At 62.3% G+C, this 15,929-nt stretch carries 17 protein-coding genes; 4 read left to right on the top strand and 13 right to left on the bottom strand.

Features of this window, described 5'->3' with window-relative positions; genetic code table 11:
• Positions 1-14 precede the first annotated feature (14 nt).
• From ACFY68_RS20895 to ACFY68_RS20865, 7 genes are all read right to left on the bottom strand, one after another.
• Positions 15-380 carry a Na+/H+ antiporter subunit G gene (locus tag ACFY68_RS20895; RefSeq protein WP_346615086.1) on the bottom strand — a complete coding sequence of 122 codons (366 nt, stop codon included), beginning with the start codon at positions 378-380 and terminating at the stop codon, positions 15-17.
• The gene (locus ACFY68_RS20890) at positions 377-655 is read right to left on the bottom strand and encodes a K+/H+ antiporter subunit F (RefSeq protein ID WP_387531197.1); all 279 of its coding nucleotides are present in this window, start codon (positions 653-655) and stop codon (positions 377-379) included. The genes ACFY68_RS20895 and ACFY68_RS20890 overlap by 4 nt, the downstream gene beginning before the upstream one ends.
• Positions 652-1,140 carry a Na+/H+ antiporter subunit E gene (locus ACFY68_RS20885; protein ID WP_387531194.1) on the bottom strand — a complete coding sequence of 163 codons (489 nt, stop codon included), beginning with the start codon at positions 1,138-1,140 and terminating at the stop codon, positions 652-654. Before ACFY68_RS20885 ends, ACFY68_RS20890 begins: the two co-directional genes overlap by 4 nt.
• Positions 1,137-2,816: a monovalent cation/H+ antiporter subunit D gene (locus tag ACFY68_RS20880; protein WP_387531191.1), complete on the bottom strand. Its 1,680-nt coding sequence runs from the start codon at positions 2,814-2,816 to the stop codon at positions 1,137-1,139. Before ACFY68_RS20880 ends, ACFY68_RS20885 begins: the two co-directional genes overlap by 4 nt.
• Complete coding sequence (locus ACFY68_RS20875) at positions 2,813-3,157, bottom strand: Na+/H+ antiporter subunit C (protein WP_012315281.1); 345 nt, start codon at positions 3,155-3,157, stop codon at positions 2,813-2,815. Before ACFY68_RS20875 ends, ACFY68_RS20880 begins: the two co-directional genes overlap by 4 nt.
• On the bottom strand, positions 3,157-6,072 hold the full coding sequence (locus tag ACFY68_RS20870; RefSeq protein ID WP_387531188.1) for a monovalent cation/H+ antiporter subunit A: 2,916 nt from the start codon (positions 6,070-6,072) through the stop codon (positions 3,157-3,159). The genes ACFY68_RS20875 and ACFY68_RS20870 overlap by 1 nt, the downstream gene beginning before the upstream one ends.
• Before the next feature lie 149 nt (positions 6,073-6,221).
• Complete coding sequence (locus ACFY68_RS20865; RefSeq protein WP_387531185.1) at positions 6,222-7,166, bottom strand: DMT family transporter; 945 nt, start codon at positions 7,164-7,166, stop codon at positions 6,222-6,224.
• 83 nt (positions 7,167-7,249) lie between these two features.
• Here ACFY68_RS20865 and ACFY68_RS20860 point away from each other — a divergent pair, with 83 nt between their 5' ends.
• Positions 7,250-7,813: a helix-turn-helix domain-containing protein gene (locus ACFY68_RS20860; RefSeq protein ID WP_387531182.1), complete on the top strand. Its 564-nt coding sequence runs from the start codon at positions 7,250-7,252 to the stop codon at positions 7,811-7,813.
• Between the two features lie 4 nt (positions 7,814-7,817).
• Here ACFY68_RS20860 and ACFY68_RS20855 read toward each other — a convergent pair whose 3' ends face one another.
• Positions 7,818-8,366: a cysteine hydrolase family protein gene (locus ACFY68_RS20855; protein ID WP_387531179.1), complete on the bottom strand. Its 549-nt coding sequence runs from the start codon at positions 8,364-8,366 to the stop codon at positions 7,818-7,820.
• Between the two features lie 82 nt (positions 8,367-8,448).
• On the opposite strand from ACFY68_RS20855, the gene ACFY68_RS20850 reads away from it, so the two are divergent.
• Entirely contained in the window at positions 8,449-9,432 is a 984-nt protein-coding gene (locus ACFY68_RS20850; RefSeq protein WP_387531425.1) for a GlxA family transcriptional regulator, read from the top strand.
• 9 nt (positions 9,433-9,441) lie between these two features.
• On the opposite strand, the gene soxR is transcribed toward ACFY68_RS20850, so the two are convergent.
• Entirely contained in the window at positions 9,442-9,894 is a 453-nt protein-coding gene (gene soxR, locus ACFY68_RS20845) for a redox-sensitive transcriptional activator SoxR (protein ID WP_387531176.1), read from the bottom strand.
• Positions 9,895-9,980: 86 nt separating this feature from the next.
• On the opposite strand from soxR, the gene ACFY68_RS20840 reads away from it, so the two are divergent.
• Positions 9,981-10,361: an antibiotic biosynthesis monooxygenase gene (locus tag ACFY68_RS20840; RefSeq protein WP_387531173.1), complete on the top strand. Its 381-nt coding sequence runs from the start codon at positions 9,981-9,983 to the stop codon at positions 10,359-10,361.
• On the opposite strand, the gene ACFY68_RS20835 is transcribed toward ACFY68_RS20840, so the two are convergent.
• Both ACFY68_RS20835 and ACFY68_RS20830 read right to left on the bottom strand, forming a co-directional pair.
• Complete coding sequence (locus tag ACFY68_RS20835) at positions 10,340-11,110, bottom strand: alpha/beta fold hydrolase (RefSeq protein ID WP_346615077.1); 771 nt, start codon at positions 11,108-11,110, stop codon at positions 10,340-10,342. The genes ACFY68_RS20840 and ACFY68_RS20835 overlap by 22 nt on opposite strands.
• Positions 11,094-12,212 carry a DUF3182 family protein gene (locus tag ACFY68_RS20830; protein WP_387531170.1) on the bottom strand — a complete coding sequence of 373 codons (1,119 nt, stop codon included), beginning with the start codon at positions 12,210-12,212 and terminating at the stop codon, positions 11,094-11,096. The genes ACFY68_RS20835 and ACFY68_RS20830 overlap by 17 nt, the downstream gene beginning before the upstream one ends.
• Before the next feature lie 220 nt (positions 12,213-12,432).
• Between ACFY68_RS20830 and ACFY68_RS20825 the strand changes: the two genes are divergently transcribed.
• Positions 12,433-14,241, top strand: a complete 1,809-nt coding sequence (locus ACFY68_RS20825; RefSeq protein ID WP_387531167.1) for a M24 family metallopeptidase — start codon at positions 12,433-12,435, stop codon at positions 14,239-14,241.
• A gap of 55 nt (positions 14,242-14,296) precedes the next feature.
• Here the strand turns inward: ACFY68_RS20825 and ACFY68_RS20820 are convergent, their stop codons facing one another.
• Positions 14,297-14,578, bottom strand: coding sequence for a hypothetical protein (locus tag ACFY68_RS20820; RefSeq protein ID WP_346615074.1), 282 nt, complete (start codon positions 14,576-14,578; stop codon positions 14,297-14,299).
• Between the two features lie 189 nt (positions 14,579-14,767).
• Complete coding sequence (gene rhtA, locus ACFY68_RS20815; RefSeq protein ID WP_387531164.1) at positions 14,768-15,655, bottom strand: threonine/homoserine exporter RhtA; 888 nt, start codon at positions 15,653-15,655, stop codon at positions 14,768-14,770.
• Positions 15,656-15,929: the final 274 nt, after the last annotated feature.

The following is a 15,929-nucleotide window of genomic DNA, read 5'->3' as shown; positions in this document are numbered from 1 at the left end:
CGCCGAGCCGTTGATCAGTTGCCGCTGTCGCGGCCGCTGCTGACCTCTTCAGGTACTGCTTCCCTGGACATGCGCTTGCGGAACAACGCCGCCCTGGCCAGGAGTAGTGTGGTAACCGGTACAGTGATCGACAGCAGAATGGGAATCAGCCAGGCGTGCAGCACCGGGCTTTGCTTCAGCCACGAAAAGTAGATGATTGAAGCCAGTGCAACGCACCAGGCGCCAATGGTCGAGGCCAGGGCCGGTGGGTGCATGCGCTGAAAGTAGTCTTTCAGGCGTAGCAAGCCAATCGCCCCGATCAGGGCGAACAGGCTGCCGAGCAGCAGCAGGGCCGCGGTGAGCAGTTCCAGCCAGAGCGGCAGTTCAAGGGCTTGATTCATTCGATCACCTCGCCACGCAGCAGGAATTTGGCCAGGGCGAACGAGCCGACAAAGCCAAAGAGGGCAACCAGCAGGGCGCCTTCGAAATAGGTGTCACTGGCATAGCGAATGCCCAGTACCAGCATCATCAGCATGCCCAGAATATAGAGGTAGTCCAGTGCCAGTACCCGGTCCTGCGCCGAAGGGCCGCGGAACAGCCGGATCAGCGCCAGGCCCATGGCCAGGGCGAAGATGAACAGGCTGGCGAGGACTGCGTTGGCGAGCAGGCCTGTCATTCGAAAATCTCCATCAGCGGGCGTTCGTAAGTGTGTTTGAAGTGCTCGATGAAAGCAGTCTCATCCTGCAGGTCAAACACATGCAGCAGCATGACGCTGCGGTCCAGCGCCAGTTCCGACCAGACCGTACCGGGCACCACGGTGGTGATCATCGATAGCGCCGCGAGGCCGTGGGCGTCGCGCAGGTCCAGCGGGATGTGCACGAAGGCGGAACGAGGTGGCCGCTGCCCTGCCCGCAACACACCCAAGGCGACTTGCAGGTTGGACTGGATGACGTCGATGCCCACCCGGCAGATCAACCTTGCCACGACCAGTGGCCGCCGCACATGGGCGTGCTGAGGGCGCAGCGGCGCCAGCAGCATGGGTGCGACAACAGCGAAAGCGGCAGCCAGCAGCAAGTTGCCGGGGCTTACAGACAGGTTCAGCAGCAGCCAGAGCACGAACAGCGCGACCGACAGCAGCGGAGCGGGGAACAGTCGGCTCATGGCTGCACCTGTACGTCGAGGGAGGTCGGGCCAGGGACGGGGCGGGCGGACATCACCGCGTGGATGTAGGCGTCGGGCGCCTGCAAGCTGGCGGCGGTGTCCTGGGTGTAGCGCAGCAGCGGTTCGGCCCTGACGCTTAGAATGATGCACAGCCCGAGCAGGATCACGATGGGCAGGCATTCATAGCGACGCAGCAGAGGCGAGGGGCGCTCTTCGGGCTTCCAGAAGCGCAGGATGCCTACCCGGCCGAAGGCGATCAGCGAAGCCATGCCCGACAGAATCAGCAGGGCAACCAATGCCCAGCCTGCTCCGGACAATGGTTGATCGCTCGGAACGCCCAGACCCAGTGGGTTGAACAGTGCGCTGATCAGGTTGAGCTTGCCGACGAAGCCCGATAGCGGGGGCATGCCGATGATTAGCAGTGCGCAGGCGATGAAGCTCATGCCGAGGAATGCCATGGTCCAGGGGATGATCTGGCCGATAACGGCCTTTTGTTCGTCGTCGAGGTTGATGCCCTTGGGTGGGTGCAGCGACTCGAGCGGCGAGGGCATGGCACCCTCTTCGTCTTCCAGCGGCGCTTCGTTGGCCGATCGCGAGCGTTCGACCAGTTCGGCGAGCAGGAACAGCGCGCACAGTGCCAGGGTTGAGTTCACCAGGTAGAACAAAGCCGCGCCGGTCAGGGCCGGCTGGGCAAAACCGACAGCGCCGAGCAAGGTGCCAGCGGAGACCAGAATGCTCAGTGCGGCCATGCGTTCCAGGCGTTGCGCCGCCAGGATCGACACCGCCGCCACCGCCAGGGTGACCAAACCACCGTAGATCAGCCATTGGCCACCGAAATGCGCCGATGCGCCGGCCTGGCCGGAAAACAGCAGGGTCCACAGGCGCAGCACGGCATACAGGCCAACCTTGGTCATGATGGCAAACAGCGCCGCTACTGGCGCGCTGGCCGAGGCGTAGGCCGGTATCAGCCAGAAATTCAGCGGCCAGATGCCTGCCTTGGCCAGGAAGGCGACGGCCAGAATCGCCGCCCCAGCGTGCAGCAGGCCGCGGTCTGCTTCCGGAACCAGCGGGATCTTCAGCGCCAGGTCTGCCATGTTGAGCGTGCCGGTCACCCCGTAGAGCATCGCCGCGCCCACCAGGAACAACGATGAGGCAAACAGGTTGATGGCGATGTAATGCAGGCCCGACCGCACCCGTGCCCGCCCCGAGCCATGCAGCAGCAGGCCATAGGAAGCCGCCAGCAGTACCTCGAAGAACACGAACAGGTTGAACAGGTCAGCGGTCAGGAACGCGCCGTAAAGGCCCATCAGCTGGATCTGGAACAGTGCGTGGAAGTTGGCGCCCGCGCTGTCCCAGCGGGCGCGGGCGAACAGCAGTGCGCTGAAACCGATGACGCCGGTCAGGGTCAGCAGCAGTGCCGAAAGGTGGTCCAATACCAGCACGATGCCGAAGGGCGCAGGCCAGTTGCCCGGCAGGTAAACGCCGATGGACTCAGCCTGCCCTTGGCTGCGAACCCACAGCAACAGGGTAGCCGCGATGGCCAGGCCACCGAACGTCGACAGCAGGTTGAGGCGCGCCTTCAGATGACGACGCTTCTCGCCCAGCAACAGCATCACCGCTGCAGTGAGCAGCGGCAGCAGAATGGGGGCGACGATCAACTGACTCATCACAGTCATTCGTCACGCTCCCTGCCATCCACATGGTCGGTGCCAGTCAATCCACGTGACGCCAGCAGCACCACGAGGAACAGCGCGGTCATGGCAAAGCTGATGACGATGGCGGTGAGCACCAGCGCCTGGGGCAGCGGGTCGGTGTAGTGCAGAAGGTCCTGGGTGACGCCTTCCTTGATGATCGGCTCCTTGCCGATGAACAGGCTGCCCATACTGAAAATGAACAGGTTGACCCCGTATGACAGCAGGCACAGGCCCATGATCACCTGGTAGGTCCGTGGGCGCAGGATCAGCCACACGCCCGAGGCGGCCAGTACCCCGATGGCGACTGCAATGACTTCTTCCATCAGGCGGCTCCTGCTTGGCTGGATTTCGACGATTGGCCCGGCCGGTAGGCACGGACCGATTGGTGCGCCAGGGCGGTGAGGATCAGCAGGGTCGAGCCGACCACCACGGTGTACACGCCAATGTCGAAGAACAGTGCACTGGCCACGTGCACGTCGCCGAGCAATGGCAAGTGCAGGTGGGCGGTATGGGTGGTCAGGAACGGATAACCCAGCAACATGGCACCGGCCCCGGTCAGGGTCGCGCACAACAGCCCGGTGCCCATCCAGCGCAGCGGTCGCAGGCTCATCTGCGCCTCGACCCATTGGGTGCCCGCAACCATGTACTGGAGGATGAACGCCACCGACATCACCAGGCCGGCGACGAAGCCGCCGCCCGGCTGGTTGTGGCCGCGCATGAACAGGTACATCGACACCAGCAGCGCGATGGGCAGGAGCAAACGCACCAATACGGCGGGTACCATCATGAAGCCCAATGCGGTGTCGGTGGCATGGCGCGGGTTGATCAGGTCGGTGACCACGTCAGGCGCAAGCTGGCGCTGCTGGGCTGGCAGCTGCATGCTCTCCTTAGGGGGGCGGAAGCGACGCAGGAGGGCGAACACGGTCAGGGCCACGGCCACCAGCACGGTAATTTCACCGAGGGTATCGAAGCCGCGGAAGTCCACCAGCATCACGTTGACCACGTTGGTGCCGCCGCCCTGGGGCAGGGCACGGCTCAGGTAAAACGAGGAAATGTCGTTAGGCGTGGGGCGGGTCAGCATGGCGTAGGACAGCAACGCCATGCCGCCACCGACGAGGATGGCCAGCAGCAAGTCGCGCAGGCGCCGAACGCGGGCGCGATCGAGGCTGCCCGGTAGCGGCGAGACGCCTTCTATTCGCCGCGGCAGCCAGCGCAGGCCGAGCAGGATCAGCACCGTGGTAACCACCTCGACCACCAGCTGGGTCAAGGCAAGGTCAGGCGCGGAGAACCAGACGAAGGTGATGCAGGTCATCAGGCCGCAGACGCCGACCATGATCAACGCAGCCAGGCGGTGATACTTGGCCTGGTAAGCGGCACCGATCGCGCAGGCGATGGCGATCAGCCAGAGTGCAACAAATACCCCGGAGCCGGGAATCTTCGGCCGGTCGCCCCAGCTTAGCCCGCTGTACAACAGGGGCGTGAGGCCGGCAAGGAAGGCCGCCAGCACCATCATGAACAGTTGCGCCTGCAACCGGCGGGTGGTCAGCAGGCTTTCGACGCGCTTGGCCAGCAACATCAGGTGCACCTGGCCGTGCTCGAACAGCCGCTTGCCATTGAAACGCTCGATCAGCGGCGGGTAGGGGAAGCGGCCCCGGCGTAATTGGTTGCGCAACAGCAGGTAGAGCACGATACCGCCACTCATGGCGACCAGGCTCATGATCAGCGGTGCGTTCCAGCCATGCCAGATGGCCAGGCTGTACTCAGGCAACGTGCCCCCTACTACCGGCAGGGCAGCGGCGGCCAGCAGCGGGCCGACTGACTGGGCGGGGAAAATACCCACCACCAGGCAGGTGAGCACCAGCAACTCGACCGGCGCGCGCATCCAGCGTGGCGGTTCGTGAGGCGTGTGTGGCAAGTCCTGGGCGGTAGGGCCAAAGAACACGTCAACGGTAAACCGCAGGGCATAGGCAACGCTGAAGGTGCCGGCGAGGGTGGCGATCACTGGTAACGTGGCTTCGACCCAGGCGGTGGATGTGATGAACACGGTTTCGGCGAAGAACATTTCCTTGGACAGGAAACCGTTCATCAACGGCACGCCGGCCATGGAGGCACTTGCCACCATGGCCAGCGTGGCGGTGTAGGGCACCAGGCGGATCAGGCCGCTGAGGCGGCGTATGTCGCGGGTGCCGCTTTCATGGTCGATGATGCCGGCGGCCATGAATAGCGAAGCCTTGAAGGTGGCATGGTTGAGGATGTGGAAGACGGCGGCAACAGCGGCCAGCGGGCTGTTCAACCCCAGCAGCAGGGTGATCAGGCCCAGGTGGCTGATGGTGGAGTAGGCCAGCAGGCCCTTGAGGTCGTTCTGGAACATCGCTGCGAAGGCGCCCAGCAGCAGCGTGATGGCGCCAGCACCGCCGACGATCCAGAACCATTCTTCACTGCCCGATAGCACTGGCCAGAGCCGTGCCAGCAGGAATACGCCGGCCTTGACCATGGTAGCCGAATGCAAATATGCCGATACAGGTGTCGGCGCTGCCATGGCGTGGGGTAGCCAGAACTGGAAAGGGAACTGCGCGCTCTTGCTCAAGGCACCGATCAGGATCAGCGGCAGCAGCACGGGGTAAAGTGCATGTTGGCGAACGGTATCGCCGGCAGCCAGGACCTTGTCTAGGTCGTAGCTGCCGACCACATGGCCGAGCAGCAGCGCCCCCACCAGCAGGCACAGGCCACCGGCGCCTGTGACCATCAGTGCCATGTAAGCGCCGCGGCGGGCGTCGGCGCGGTGGTGCCAATAACCGATGAGCAGGAACGAGAACAGGCTGGTCAGCTCCCAGAAGAACACCAGCTGCACCAGGTTGCCTGAGATGACCAAGCCAAGCATGGCGCCCATGAAGGCCAGGAAGAAAGCGAAGAAGCGTGGTACCGGGTCCTGTGGCGACATGTAATAGCGCGCGTACAACGAGACAAGCGCGCCGATGCCCAGTACCAGCACTGAGAACAGCCAGGCGAAGCCATCCATGCGCAGGACCAGGTTAAGGCCCAGGCTTGGCAGCCAGAGGAATTCCTCGCGAATCACACCGCCGTGAGCGACTTGAGGGTACAGCAGTGCTACCTGGACGGTGCCGACCAGGGCCACGAGCCCCGCTAGGATGGACTCGGCGTTACGTGCGTTGTGCGGCAGCACGGCTGCCAGGCAACTGCCCACGAACGGCAGAAGCAGTAGCACTATCAAGGACATAGCGTTCTATTCTGGAAAGGTTTGCAAGGATCATACGTGCCGAGCAGTTGATCACCAACACGCAAGCTGTCGCAGAATCATACAAACAGGGTGTGACAAGCTGTTTTTTTATAACAGTTTTTTACAGAGCATAGCCGTTGTTGGCTGATTCATCGGCCTGTTTCACCATCACCTAGCACTTCGGCTGCTTCGTCCGCAGCGCTGGCACGGCGGATCTTCAGCTCACTGACCACCACGGCGATGACGATCAGCAGGCCACCGATCAGTGCAACACCGGGCAGGCGCTCACCGGCGATGCGGCCGACGATCCCGGCCCACACCGGTTCGCCTGCGTAGATCAGGGTGGCGCGGGTTGGCGAAACCGATTTCTGTGCCCAGTTCATCGCTACCTGAATGATCGCGCTCATGGCGCCGAGGCCCAGGGCACTGAGCAGCAACAACCAGGAGAAGTCGGGTATGCGCTCCTGAGTCGGGACGATCATCAGGAAAGACAGCAGGGAGGCGGTCGCCAGTTGCACCACGGTGACGCGACGCACGTCTACCTGGCCGGCATAGCGGCTGATCAGGATAATCTCGGCGGCGATGGCCACTGCGCTTACCAGGGTCACGACTTCACCTTCGCTGAAATGCAGGGTGCCGCCCTCAGGCCCCGCCAGCAGCATCAGGCCGAGGAATGCCAGGCAGATACCGATGCTGGGCATTAGCCCTGGCCGACGGCCCAGCACCAGCCACTGCAGCAGCGGTACGAACGGCACATACAGAGCGGTGATGAAGGCCGACTGGCTGCTGCTGATGGTTTGCAAGCCCATGGTCTGCAAGCCGTAGCCGAGCATGATGGACGCGCCGATCAGCACCCCGGCTTTCAATTCGGTCTGGGTCAGGCCAGGCAGCGCACGCGCCGAGACCAGCCCCACGAACAGCGCGGCGGCAGCGAAACGCAGGCCGACGAAAAACATCGGGCCGCTGACGGTCATGACGTTATGCACCAGCAGAAAGGTGCCGCCCCATAGCATGGTGATGAACACCAGCACCATTTCGGCTTTGCTCAGGCGCAAGTAAAGGGAGGTCTGCGGGCTGCTGTTCGGTTGGGTCATGGCCTTGCGCACTCGGGAGGGGCGGCGCACAATCGCCGCAAAGTGGGCAGTATACTGCGCAACCCGAACAAGTGAGCAATATAGTGCACAAAGAATCTGCGCACCGTGCCTCGGTACTGCAGCATGTCAGCCTCAATGTACGAAGCCTGCGCAATGCGCTGGGGATGAGCCAGGCTGCGCTTGCCGAGCGTTCAGGCGTGAGCCGGCGCATGCTGGTAGCGATCGAGGCAGGTGAAAAGAACGTCAGCCTGACCACCCTCGACCTGATTGCCGAAGCGTTGGGGGTCGCCTTCAGCACGCTGATCCAGGCGCCTGACCAGCGCGATACCAGTCGCATCGATGAACTGGCATGGGCCGGCGAGCATCCGCAGAGCAAGGCAGTACTGCTGGCCAGCAGCGCCGCCCGCAAAGAGGTGGAGATCTGGGAGTGGACCCTGGCACCGGGTGAGTGCTACATCAGTGAGGCCGATGCCGAGGGCTGGAGCGAGCAGATCTACGTGGCCGAAGGGCAGCTCACGCTGATCATCGAAGGGGCCGAGCATTGCTTGCAGGTCGGCCAGTTCCATGTGTTTCCCAGCAACTGCCGCTATGCCTACCGCAACGATGGTGGTGTGCCCACGCGGTTTGTGCGCAACGTCGTGATATGAGCTGTCAGCCTTTCAGCAGTTCATCGGTCTTCACCACTTTGGCATAGGCAAACGCCAGCGCGGCCATCGCCGACGCCTGCACGTCCGCTGCCGGCACCTGCTTGCCATCGAAGTCGAGCGGCAACGTGGCACACGCATCATGGGCCACTGTGACGTCAAAACCGAAATCGGCGGCAGCGCGGGTGGCGGCGTCGATGCACATATGGCTCATGCTGCCGACGATGGTCAGGTCGGTGATGCCATGTTGATCGAGTGTGGTTTTAAGCGGGGTGTCACGGAACGCATTCACCTTGTGCTTGAGCACCACCGGTTCCCCATCCACCGGCTGGACCTTTGCGTGGATCGCCGCGCCCTCTGAGCCTGGCACAAAGAACGGCGCATCGCTGCTTTCGAACTCATGCCTAACATGCACCACAAGGTCGCCGCGTTTGCGCGCTGCGTTCAGCAACTTGGCGGCGTTGTCGGCCGCCTGGTCAGCGCCATCAAGTGCCCATTTGCCCCCTGGAAAGTAATCGTTCTGGATATCGATGATGATCAGCGCCTGCTTGCTCATGCTGCCTCCTGTGGCAGTAGTCGTTGGATGACGATAGTTATAGGCTGTGCGCAACGAGTTGAGGATTGGCGTGACCGACACAATGACGGCAAAAACTGACAGCCCAGGCAGCCTGGAGATCGGCCTGCTACTTTACCCCGGCGCGCAGCGCGCGGCGGTGCATGGGCTCGCCGACCTGTTTAGCGTGGCCAACCGTGTCGCCGCTGAGCTCGGTGCTGTCGACCTTGCGCAAATTCGTGTCAGCCATTGGCAAGCGGATGAAACGGGGCAGTTGCAGCTTGTCGAGGACAGCCATCCCGGAGCACCCCATGACGTGCGCGTGCTCATCATCCCTCCCAGCCTGGAATCTGCACCACCGCCTGAGCTGCTCGAACTCCACCGGGGGCTACTGTGTCGTTGGCATGGCCAGGGCACGGTACTGGCCTCTGTATGCATCGGCGTGTTTTTTCTCGCCGCCAGCGGATTACTGGACGGCCGTTCGGCGAGCACGCATTGGAATTACGCGCAAACACTGGCCCAGCGCTACCCCAAGGTCAGGGTTGAAGCCAACCAGCCGCTGCTGGATGACGGTGACATCATGACCTCGGCGGGGTTGATGGCCTGGACCGAGCTGGGCTTGCGCCTGCTGGACCGTTTTCTCGGGCCGTCGGTTGCGTGGGAAACGGCGCGCTATATGTCCGTGGAACCGGTCGCGGCGCCATTACCCGGCGCGCTGTTCAGTCCGCGGCTGGATCACGGCGATGCGGCGGTGCTCAAGGTGCAGCACTGGTTGCAGGCCAGTGCCGCGCAGGGCGCGGACTTGGCGGGCATGGCTGGTTGCGCCGGGCTGGAAGAGCGAACGTTCCTGCGCCGTTTTCGCGCGGCCACCGGCCTGAAGCCCACCGAGTACTGCCAGCAGGTGCGGGTGGGGCGCGCCTGCCGGATGCTGGAGTTCACCCGGCGCACCGTCGAGCAGATTGCCTGGGGCGTGGGATATCAGGACCCAGGCGCATTTCGCAAGGTGTTCCAGCGCACCACCGGCTTGACCCCCAGCGATTACCGGCGTCGTTTCGCGCCGCCTAGATGAACGCGCTATTCAGGGCAAATGCGGCCCAGGCCCTTCGTCGGCCAGATGGTCCTGGCGGTTGCGTAGCGGGCATTCCTTGAGTGACATGCACCCGCAGCCGATGCAGCCGTCCAGTTGATCGCGCAACAGGATCATTTCGTCGATACGCCGGTTAAGGTCATCACGCCAGCCTTCCGACAGGCGCTGCCAATCCTCGGCCGTCGGAATATGGTCATTGGGCAGCGCGGCAAGCGCCGTTGCTATGTCGGCCAGCGGAATGCCCAGGCGTTGTGCCATCTTGATTACCGCAACACGGCGCAGCACGGCGCGCGGATACCGGCGCTGGTTGCCGGCGTTGCGCGTGCTGTGGATCAGCCCCTTGGTCTCATAGAAGTGCAGCGCGGTGACTGCCACCCCGCTTCGGGCGGCCAGCTGGCCGACACTGAGCAGCTTGTCCTGGGCCACTGGTGTAGTTTTTGGCATGCAAAAAAGCTCTTGACCTTGACTTAACTCGAGGTTTTACAGTGCTGGCCATCGCGCTGCAAGCGTCCGGAGCAAGGAGACTGTCCATGACGGCCAATCCGCATTCCCTGTGGTTTACCCAGATGATCGAATACGAAGTGCCTGCCGCACGCCAGGCGGCGCTGGCCCATGCGCTGGTGACGCGCAGTGAAGCGCTCGCCTACCGGTGCGAGGGCTTGCAAGGGGTCAGTGTTCAGGCCAGTGAAGACGGCAGTCGCGTACTCCAGTACCTGCAGTGGCAGTCGCGCCAGGCCTGGGCTGCGGCGGCTGAATCCTTTATCGAAGAGCCTTTTCTCGACCTGGTGCGGCTACACCAGGCGCGCAGTGTCAACTTTGCCGCATATCAGGCGCTACGCAGCGTGGTGCGTGACGCCGACGGTGGCCTGCATTGCCAGGTCGGCGAGCCTCAGGCGTACCAGGGTGCGTAGTGCGGGTAGCGGTCCAGGCGCGCGCCGACCACCATCTCGCTGATCCACGACGCGAGGATCGAGCTGTAGGCTTTCTGACTTTCCTCGCTGGAAAGCCCGTGATCGGCACCATCGACTATTCGATGGGTGAGCGAGTGGGCGCTGATGAAGGCCGAGCGATAACTCATCAGCGTGGCATGCGGCACATAATCGTCCTGTTCCGATTCCACCAACAGCACATCGCCGGCGAATTCTGCGCAGGCTGCGAGGGCACGGTTGTCTGACGGCGCGAGCGGGCGCTGGCGGTAGGCGTTGAGGCGCTGGCGGTCGAGCGTTTGCTTGGGCGTGTCCCATTCGTCGTCCCAGTACATGGCCGGTACGCGCAAAGCCAGCCACTTCACCGGCCGCTGCAGGGTCAGCAAGGTGGCCAGGTAGCCACCGTAGCTGCTGCCGATGATAGCGATGGCGCTGCTGTCCACTGCCGGGTGGCTGACCAGCCGGTCGTAGGCCGCGAGGAGGTCTTTCAGGTTCTGCTCGCGAGTCACTGTGAGGCGCTGGCTCTCGGTCTTCTCGTGGCCGCGCAGGTCGAAGGTCATGCACACACAGCCCAGCCCGGTAATGTGCCTGGCGCGGGCGAGGTCGCGTTGCTGGCTGCCACCCCAGCCGTGTACGAAGAGGATGCCGGGCATCTTGCTTCCGGGGCTGACCAAGGTCCCGACGATGCTGTCATCGTCGACTTGCAGCTCGATGGTCTCACTCTGAATGGTCATGCTCGCGAATCCGCGCGAATTTGCTGAGTTGTCCGAGTTCACTGTCGTTTCCTTGGTAGAAGAGGGTGGCGTCAGCGGGCAGGTCGGGCGTGCTGAACACTTCGTGGGTGGACGCATGCACCCGCTGCAGTGCCGGGTCAGCCGCAAATGCCTGCAGGGCCAGCAGTTCTGCGCTACTGGCCCCGCCTAGGCGCCAGGATTGTTCGAGCACGCCGCTGCGCAGATGGCCTTGCGCGTCGTAGCCGCGGGCGATGTCGTAGTTGCGACGCGAAGCGATGAAGCCTGGGAACTGCTGCTCGGCTGCCTGCTCGTAGGTCATGGCCTGGTTGATCGCCAGGCGCAGATGATCCTCAAGAGGGAGTTGCAGCAGTGCCTGGTAATCGCCGCGAACCACGATCAGGTCAGAACCGCCATAGACTTCGATGCCCTGGTGGTCGCGGGTCAATTGCTGGGTGCCGTGGTAGCTGCAGGTCAGGCCGGCAACGCGAACCTGGCCGACGCTGTAGGTTTCCACCCCACTGAGGTCTTCCTCCAGCACCAGCCCCCATAACCCCAACGCCTGGTCATCCATGTCGGCGAGCAACGGCTCCAGTTCATCCAGTGCCACGATGACCTGTTGGCCGCGCCCGGCACAGGCCAGTACGGGCTTGAGCCGCAAAGGGCCGTCGCGCAGCAGTAGCTCTGCGGCTCGGCGGGCATCGGCTTTGCTGAACACGGTATAGCCGCAGAGCAGGGCATCGCTGGCCTGGAGGGCGAATGCATCGGTCCAGCCGGGCGGGAAATTGGCGTTGGCCGGCAGTGGGTGAGAGATTGCCTTGGTTGCCATGTAAGGATGACTCACCACACCGCCGAACAGGTCGTGCTCGGTATGGATGCCTATGGCCGCCTGGCGCTGTGGGTCGACCAGGGTTTCAGTCGGTAGGTAATAGTAGCCGTCGGCGGCGGTTGGGGAGTGATCGGGCTCTACGTGGTGGCAACCCAGAAGGCCGGCAATGCCGGCCGCCAGCTTCAGGTGCACGGCGTGTTCGTGTTCTGGCGTGTGCTCGCGTGTGTCGAGCAGTACAACACCTGTCTTCGGTTCGCAGGCGCTGGGCATGGGCATCAGCCTGTCTGCAATGAATGTAATGGTTGTGAAGCCCCATTGTTCGGGAAGTTCAGCCAGAAGCGATCGATGGTCTCGGCTTAATTGTAGGAAGCGTCTTGATTGCAGGTGTCGTCATGGGCATTGCATGCCGCGAGTTGGCCGTCCTGATTGCAGGGCAGTGGTGGCTGTTCCATTATCGTGCTTTGGGCTTAACCAGGCTGTGACCGCAGGAGTGCGCATGAACGTTCAGACCACCATCGAGCAGAGTGTTCCGCAGCGCCTGGCGCGCGTGCGTGAGGTAATGGCCAGGGAGGGCGTCGATGCCCTGCTGGTGCCCTCGGCCGATCCTCACCTTTCCGAATACCTGCCGGGCTACTGGCAAGGGCGCCGGTGGCTGTCGGGGTTCGATGGTTCAGTGGGCACCCTCGTGGTCACTGCCGATTTTGCCGGGTTGTGGGCTGACAGCCGCTACTGGGAGCAAGCGGACAAAGAGTTGGCGGGCAGTGGCATCGAGCTGATGAAGTTGCTGCCGGGCAAGCCCGGTGCGCTGGAATGGCTGGGTGACAACATCCGGGCGGCGGGCGCGGTGGCCGTGGATGGCGCGGTCATGGCCCTGGCGTCGGCACGCCAACTTGAAGAGCGCCTGAAGGCTCGCGATATCCGTCTGGTCACTGACCGGGACCTGCTTGCGCAGGTTTGGGAAGGACGCCCGGCGCTGCCATCAAACCCGGTTTATCAGCACTTGCCGCCCCACGCTACGGTCAGCCGGGCGGAAAAGCTCGCCCAGCTGCGTAGCACTCTGGTGGAGAAGGGGGCAGATTGGCACTTCATCGCGACATTGGACGATATCGCCTGGCTGTTCAACCTGCGTGGCAGTGATGTCTCCTACAATCCGGTGTTCGTTTCGTTTGCCCTGATTGGCCAAAAGCAGGCCACCCTGTTCGTCGGAGCGGGAAAGCTCGATGAGCACCTTCGGCATGTGTTGCAAGTCGACGGAATTGAGTTACGTGATTACTCCGATGTAGGCACGGTGCTGTCAGAAGTGGCACCTGGGAGTCGGCTGTTAGTGGACCCGTCGCGGGTTACCTGCGGTCTGTTGAAACACCTGAATGCACAGGTTCAACTGGTCGAGGGGCTCAACCCGACCACGCTGAGCAAGTCACGCAAGGGCGAAGATGAGCTGGTGCATGTCCGCAGGGTGATGGAGCAAGATGGCGCTGCCTTGTGCGAATTCTTCGCTTGGCTCGAGGCGCATCAGGGCACCGAAGTCATTACTGAACTGACCATCGATGAACAGTTGAGTGCGGCGCGCGCCCGTCGCGACGGCTTCGTGTCGCTGAGTTTCTCCACCATTGCCGCATTCAACGGCAACGGTGCCATGCCCCACTACCGGGCTACCGAGCAGTCTCATGCTGTGATCGAGGGCGACGGCTTGCTGTTGATCGACTCAGGGGGGCAATACCTGGGCGGCACTACCGATATTACCCGCATGGTCCCGGTGGGCACGCCCAGCCTCGAGCAGAAACAGGATTGCACCAGGGTGCTCAAGGGCATGATTGCCTTGTCACGCGCCACTTTCCCCCGCGGCATTCTTTCGCCGCTGCTCGACGCCATCGCGCGCGCGCCGATATGGGCTGATCAGGTGGACTATGGCCATGGTACCGGTCACGGTGTCGGCTATTTCATGAATGTGCACGAAGGGCCGCAAGTGATCGCCTATCAGGCTGCAACCGCGCCGCAGACGGCCATGCAGGCCGGGATGATCAGCTCGATCGAACCGGGTACCTACCGTCCTGGCGCCTGGGGTGTGCGTATCGAGAACCTGGTGGTGAACCGGGAGGCAGGCAAGTCTGCATTTGGCGACTTCCTCACATTCGAGACCCTGACGCTATGCCCTATCGATACGCGCTGCCTGCTGGCGGATTTGCTCACAAAAGAGGAGCTGGACTGGCTGAACCGCTACCACAGGGTGGTGCGTGAGCGCCTTGCACCGTTGCTTGCCGGCGATGCGTTGGCCTGGCTGGAGGAGCGTACGGCGCCGCTCTGAGTGGCCAGGGCAGCGTGTGAATGAAAGAAGGGCAGCTCATGGGCTGCCCTTTTCTTCATTTGCAGATGACGATCATGCTGCGGCTGGTGTAGCCGGCAGGGTTGATGCCGAAGAGGTAATCTCCCGGCTCCTCCCCAGTGTCGCCGGAGCGCGCGATGACTTTATAACCGCGCTTGCTGCAAGAGGTGGCAGCCTTGCTATAGCACTTGTCCCAAGACGAAGAAAGGCCGGAGCAGTTGATATGCAGGCCCTTTTTTCCCTTTTTGACCTCGGTCTTGGCCGTTGCGGCGCATCCAGCAATGGCCAGGACGGCCAGGATGAGCAAAATACGTTTCATTCCTGTCCTTAAATGCAGGGCTAATGGTGGTCTGACCCTGTTGTTATGGCTTCGGTTCTTCCTGAATCTTCCTTAGCTTCCGTGTTCGCTCAAGTAGATAGCCAAAAGATTATGACTTTGTGACAGCTTAATCAGCGAGGCGGGCCGCCACAATGGTAAATCCCATCCCAAATGAAAATATTTCTCAAATCAGTCGGCCGCAACGGGAGGGTTAGCTTCCTTGCGCATCGACAGGGTGGCACCGACAGAAGCGGCAATAATGGCCAAAATCGCCAGCCATTGGGTCACGCTCAACAACTCACCGAGGAACAGCAGGCCGGACAAGGCGCCAATGGCGGGTTCAATGCTCATCAGTGTGCCGAATGTACGTGCTGGCATCCGAGTCAGGGCCACCATTTCCAAGCTGTAGGGCAGTGCTGTCGAGAGTATGGCGACCCCAAGGGCCAGCGGAATGACAGCTGGGGTGAGCAGAGCGCTGCCGGCATGAACGATACCGATTGGCGCTACGAAGATGGCGGCGACTACAACACCCAGTGCGGCACTCTGGATGCCATGCTCTGCGCCCGCGCGTTGGCCGAAGAGGATATACAGTGCCCAGCACACACCGGCGCCCAGCGCATAGGCAGCCCCTGTCAGGTCCAGGGACTGGCCACCGTGACCGACGGGGATCAGTAGCAACAGGCCGGTGACCGCCAGGGCAATCCACAAGAAATCGATCACCCGCCGTGAGGCGAAAAGCGCTACGGCCAGCGGGCCGGTGAACTCCAGAGCGACGGCGATGCCAAGCGGTGTCGTTTGCAGTGCCATATAGAAGAGGAAGTTCATGCCCCCCAGGGCCATGCCGTAAATGACCACGTTGCGCAGCGTGCTGGCGGTCATGCGCACGCGCCATGGGCGCAATATTAGCAACATGATGATACTGGCGAAGATCAGGCGCAGCGTCGTGGTGCCTTGTGCGCCGATCATGGGGAACATGCTTTTGGCCAAGGATGCGCCCGATTGTATCGATGCCATGGCGATGAGCAGCAGGCCGATGGGAAAGAGCGTGGAAGCCAGGCTGCGGGGCTGGGTGTTCATGTGTGGGCGGCGATCCTTGGGAGGGGGTGTGCAATATAGTGCGCAATTGCTGGGGCCCGGCGCAAGGCGTGTGTGCGGTGGTTATTTCCTCCTTTGATGAAAGTAACTGTTGACGTGGTCTTGAATCCCCTTATAATGCGCCCCACTTCCAGCGACATCGGAACGACAAACTCCTTGAAATTCAATGAGTTAAGTAGTTAAGGTGGTGCTGAAAGGGCTACGATCGAATGATCGCAAGCGGTTGAAATGGTGATTGACAGCGCTTCTAAACGCT

Origin of the sequence: Pseudomonas sp. NPDC012596, assembly GCF_042902325.1 — a bacterium.
In the GTDB taxonomy this organism is placed as follows: domain Bacteria; phylum Pseudomonadota; class Gammaproteobacteria; order Pseudomonadales; family Pseudomonadaceae; genus Aquipseudomonas.
This window is presented reverse-complemented; position numbering and strand designations above follow the sequence as displayed.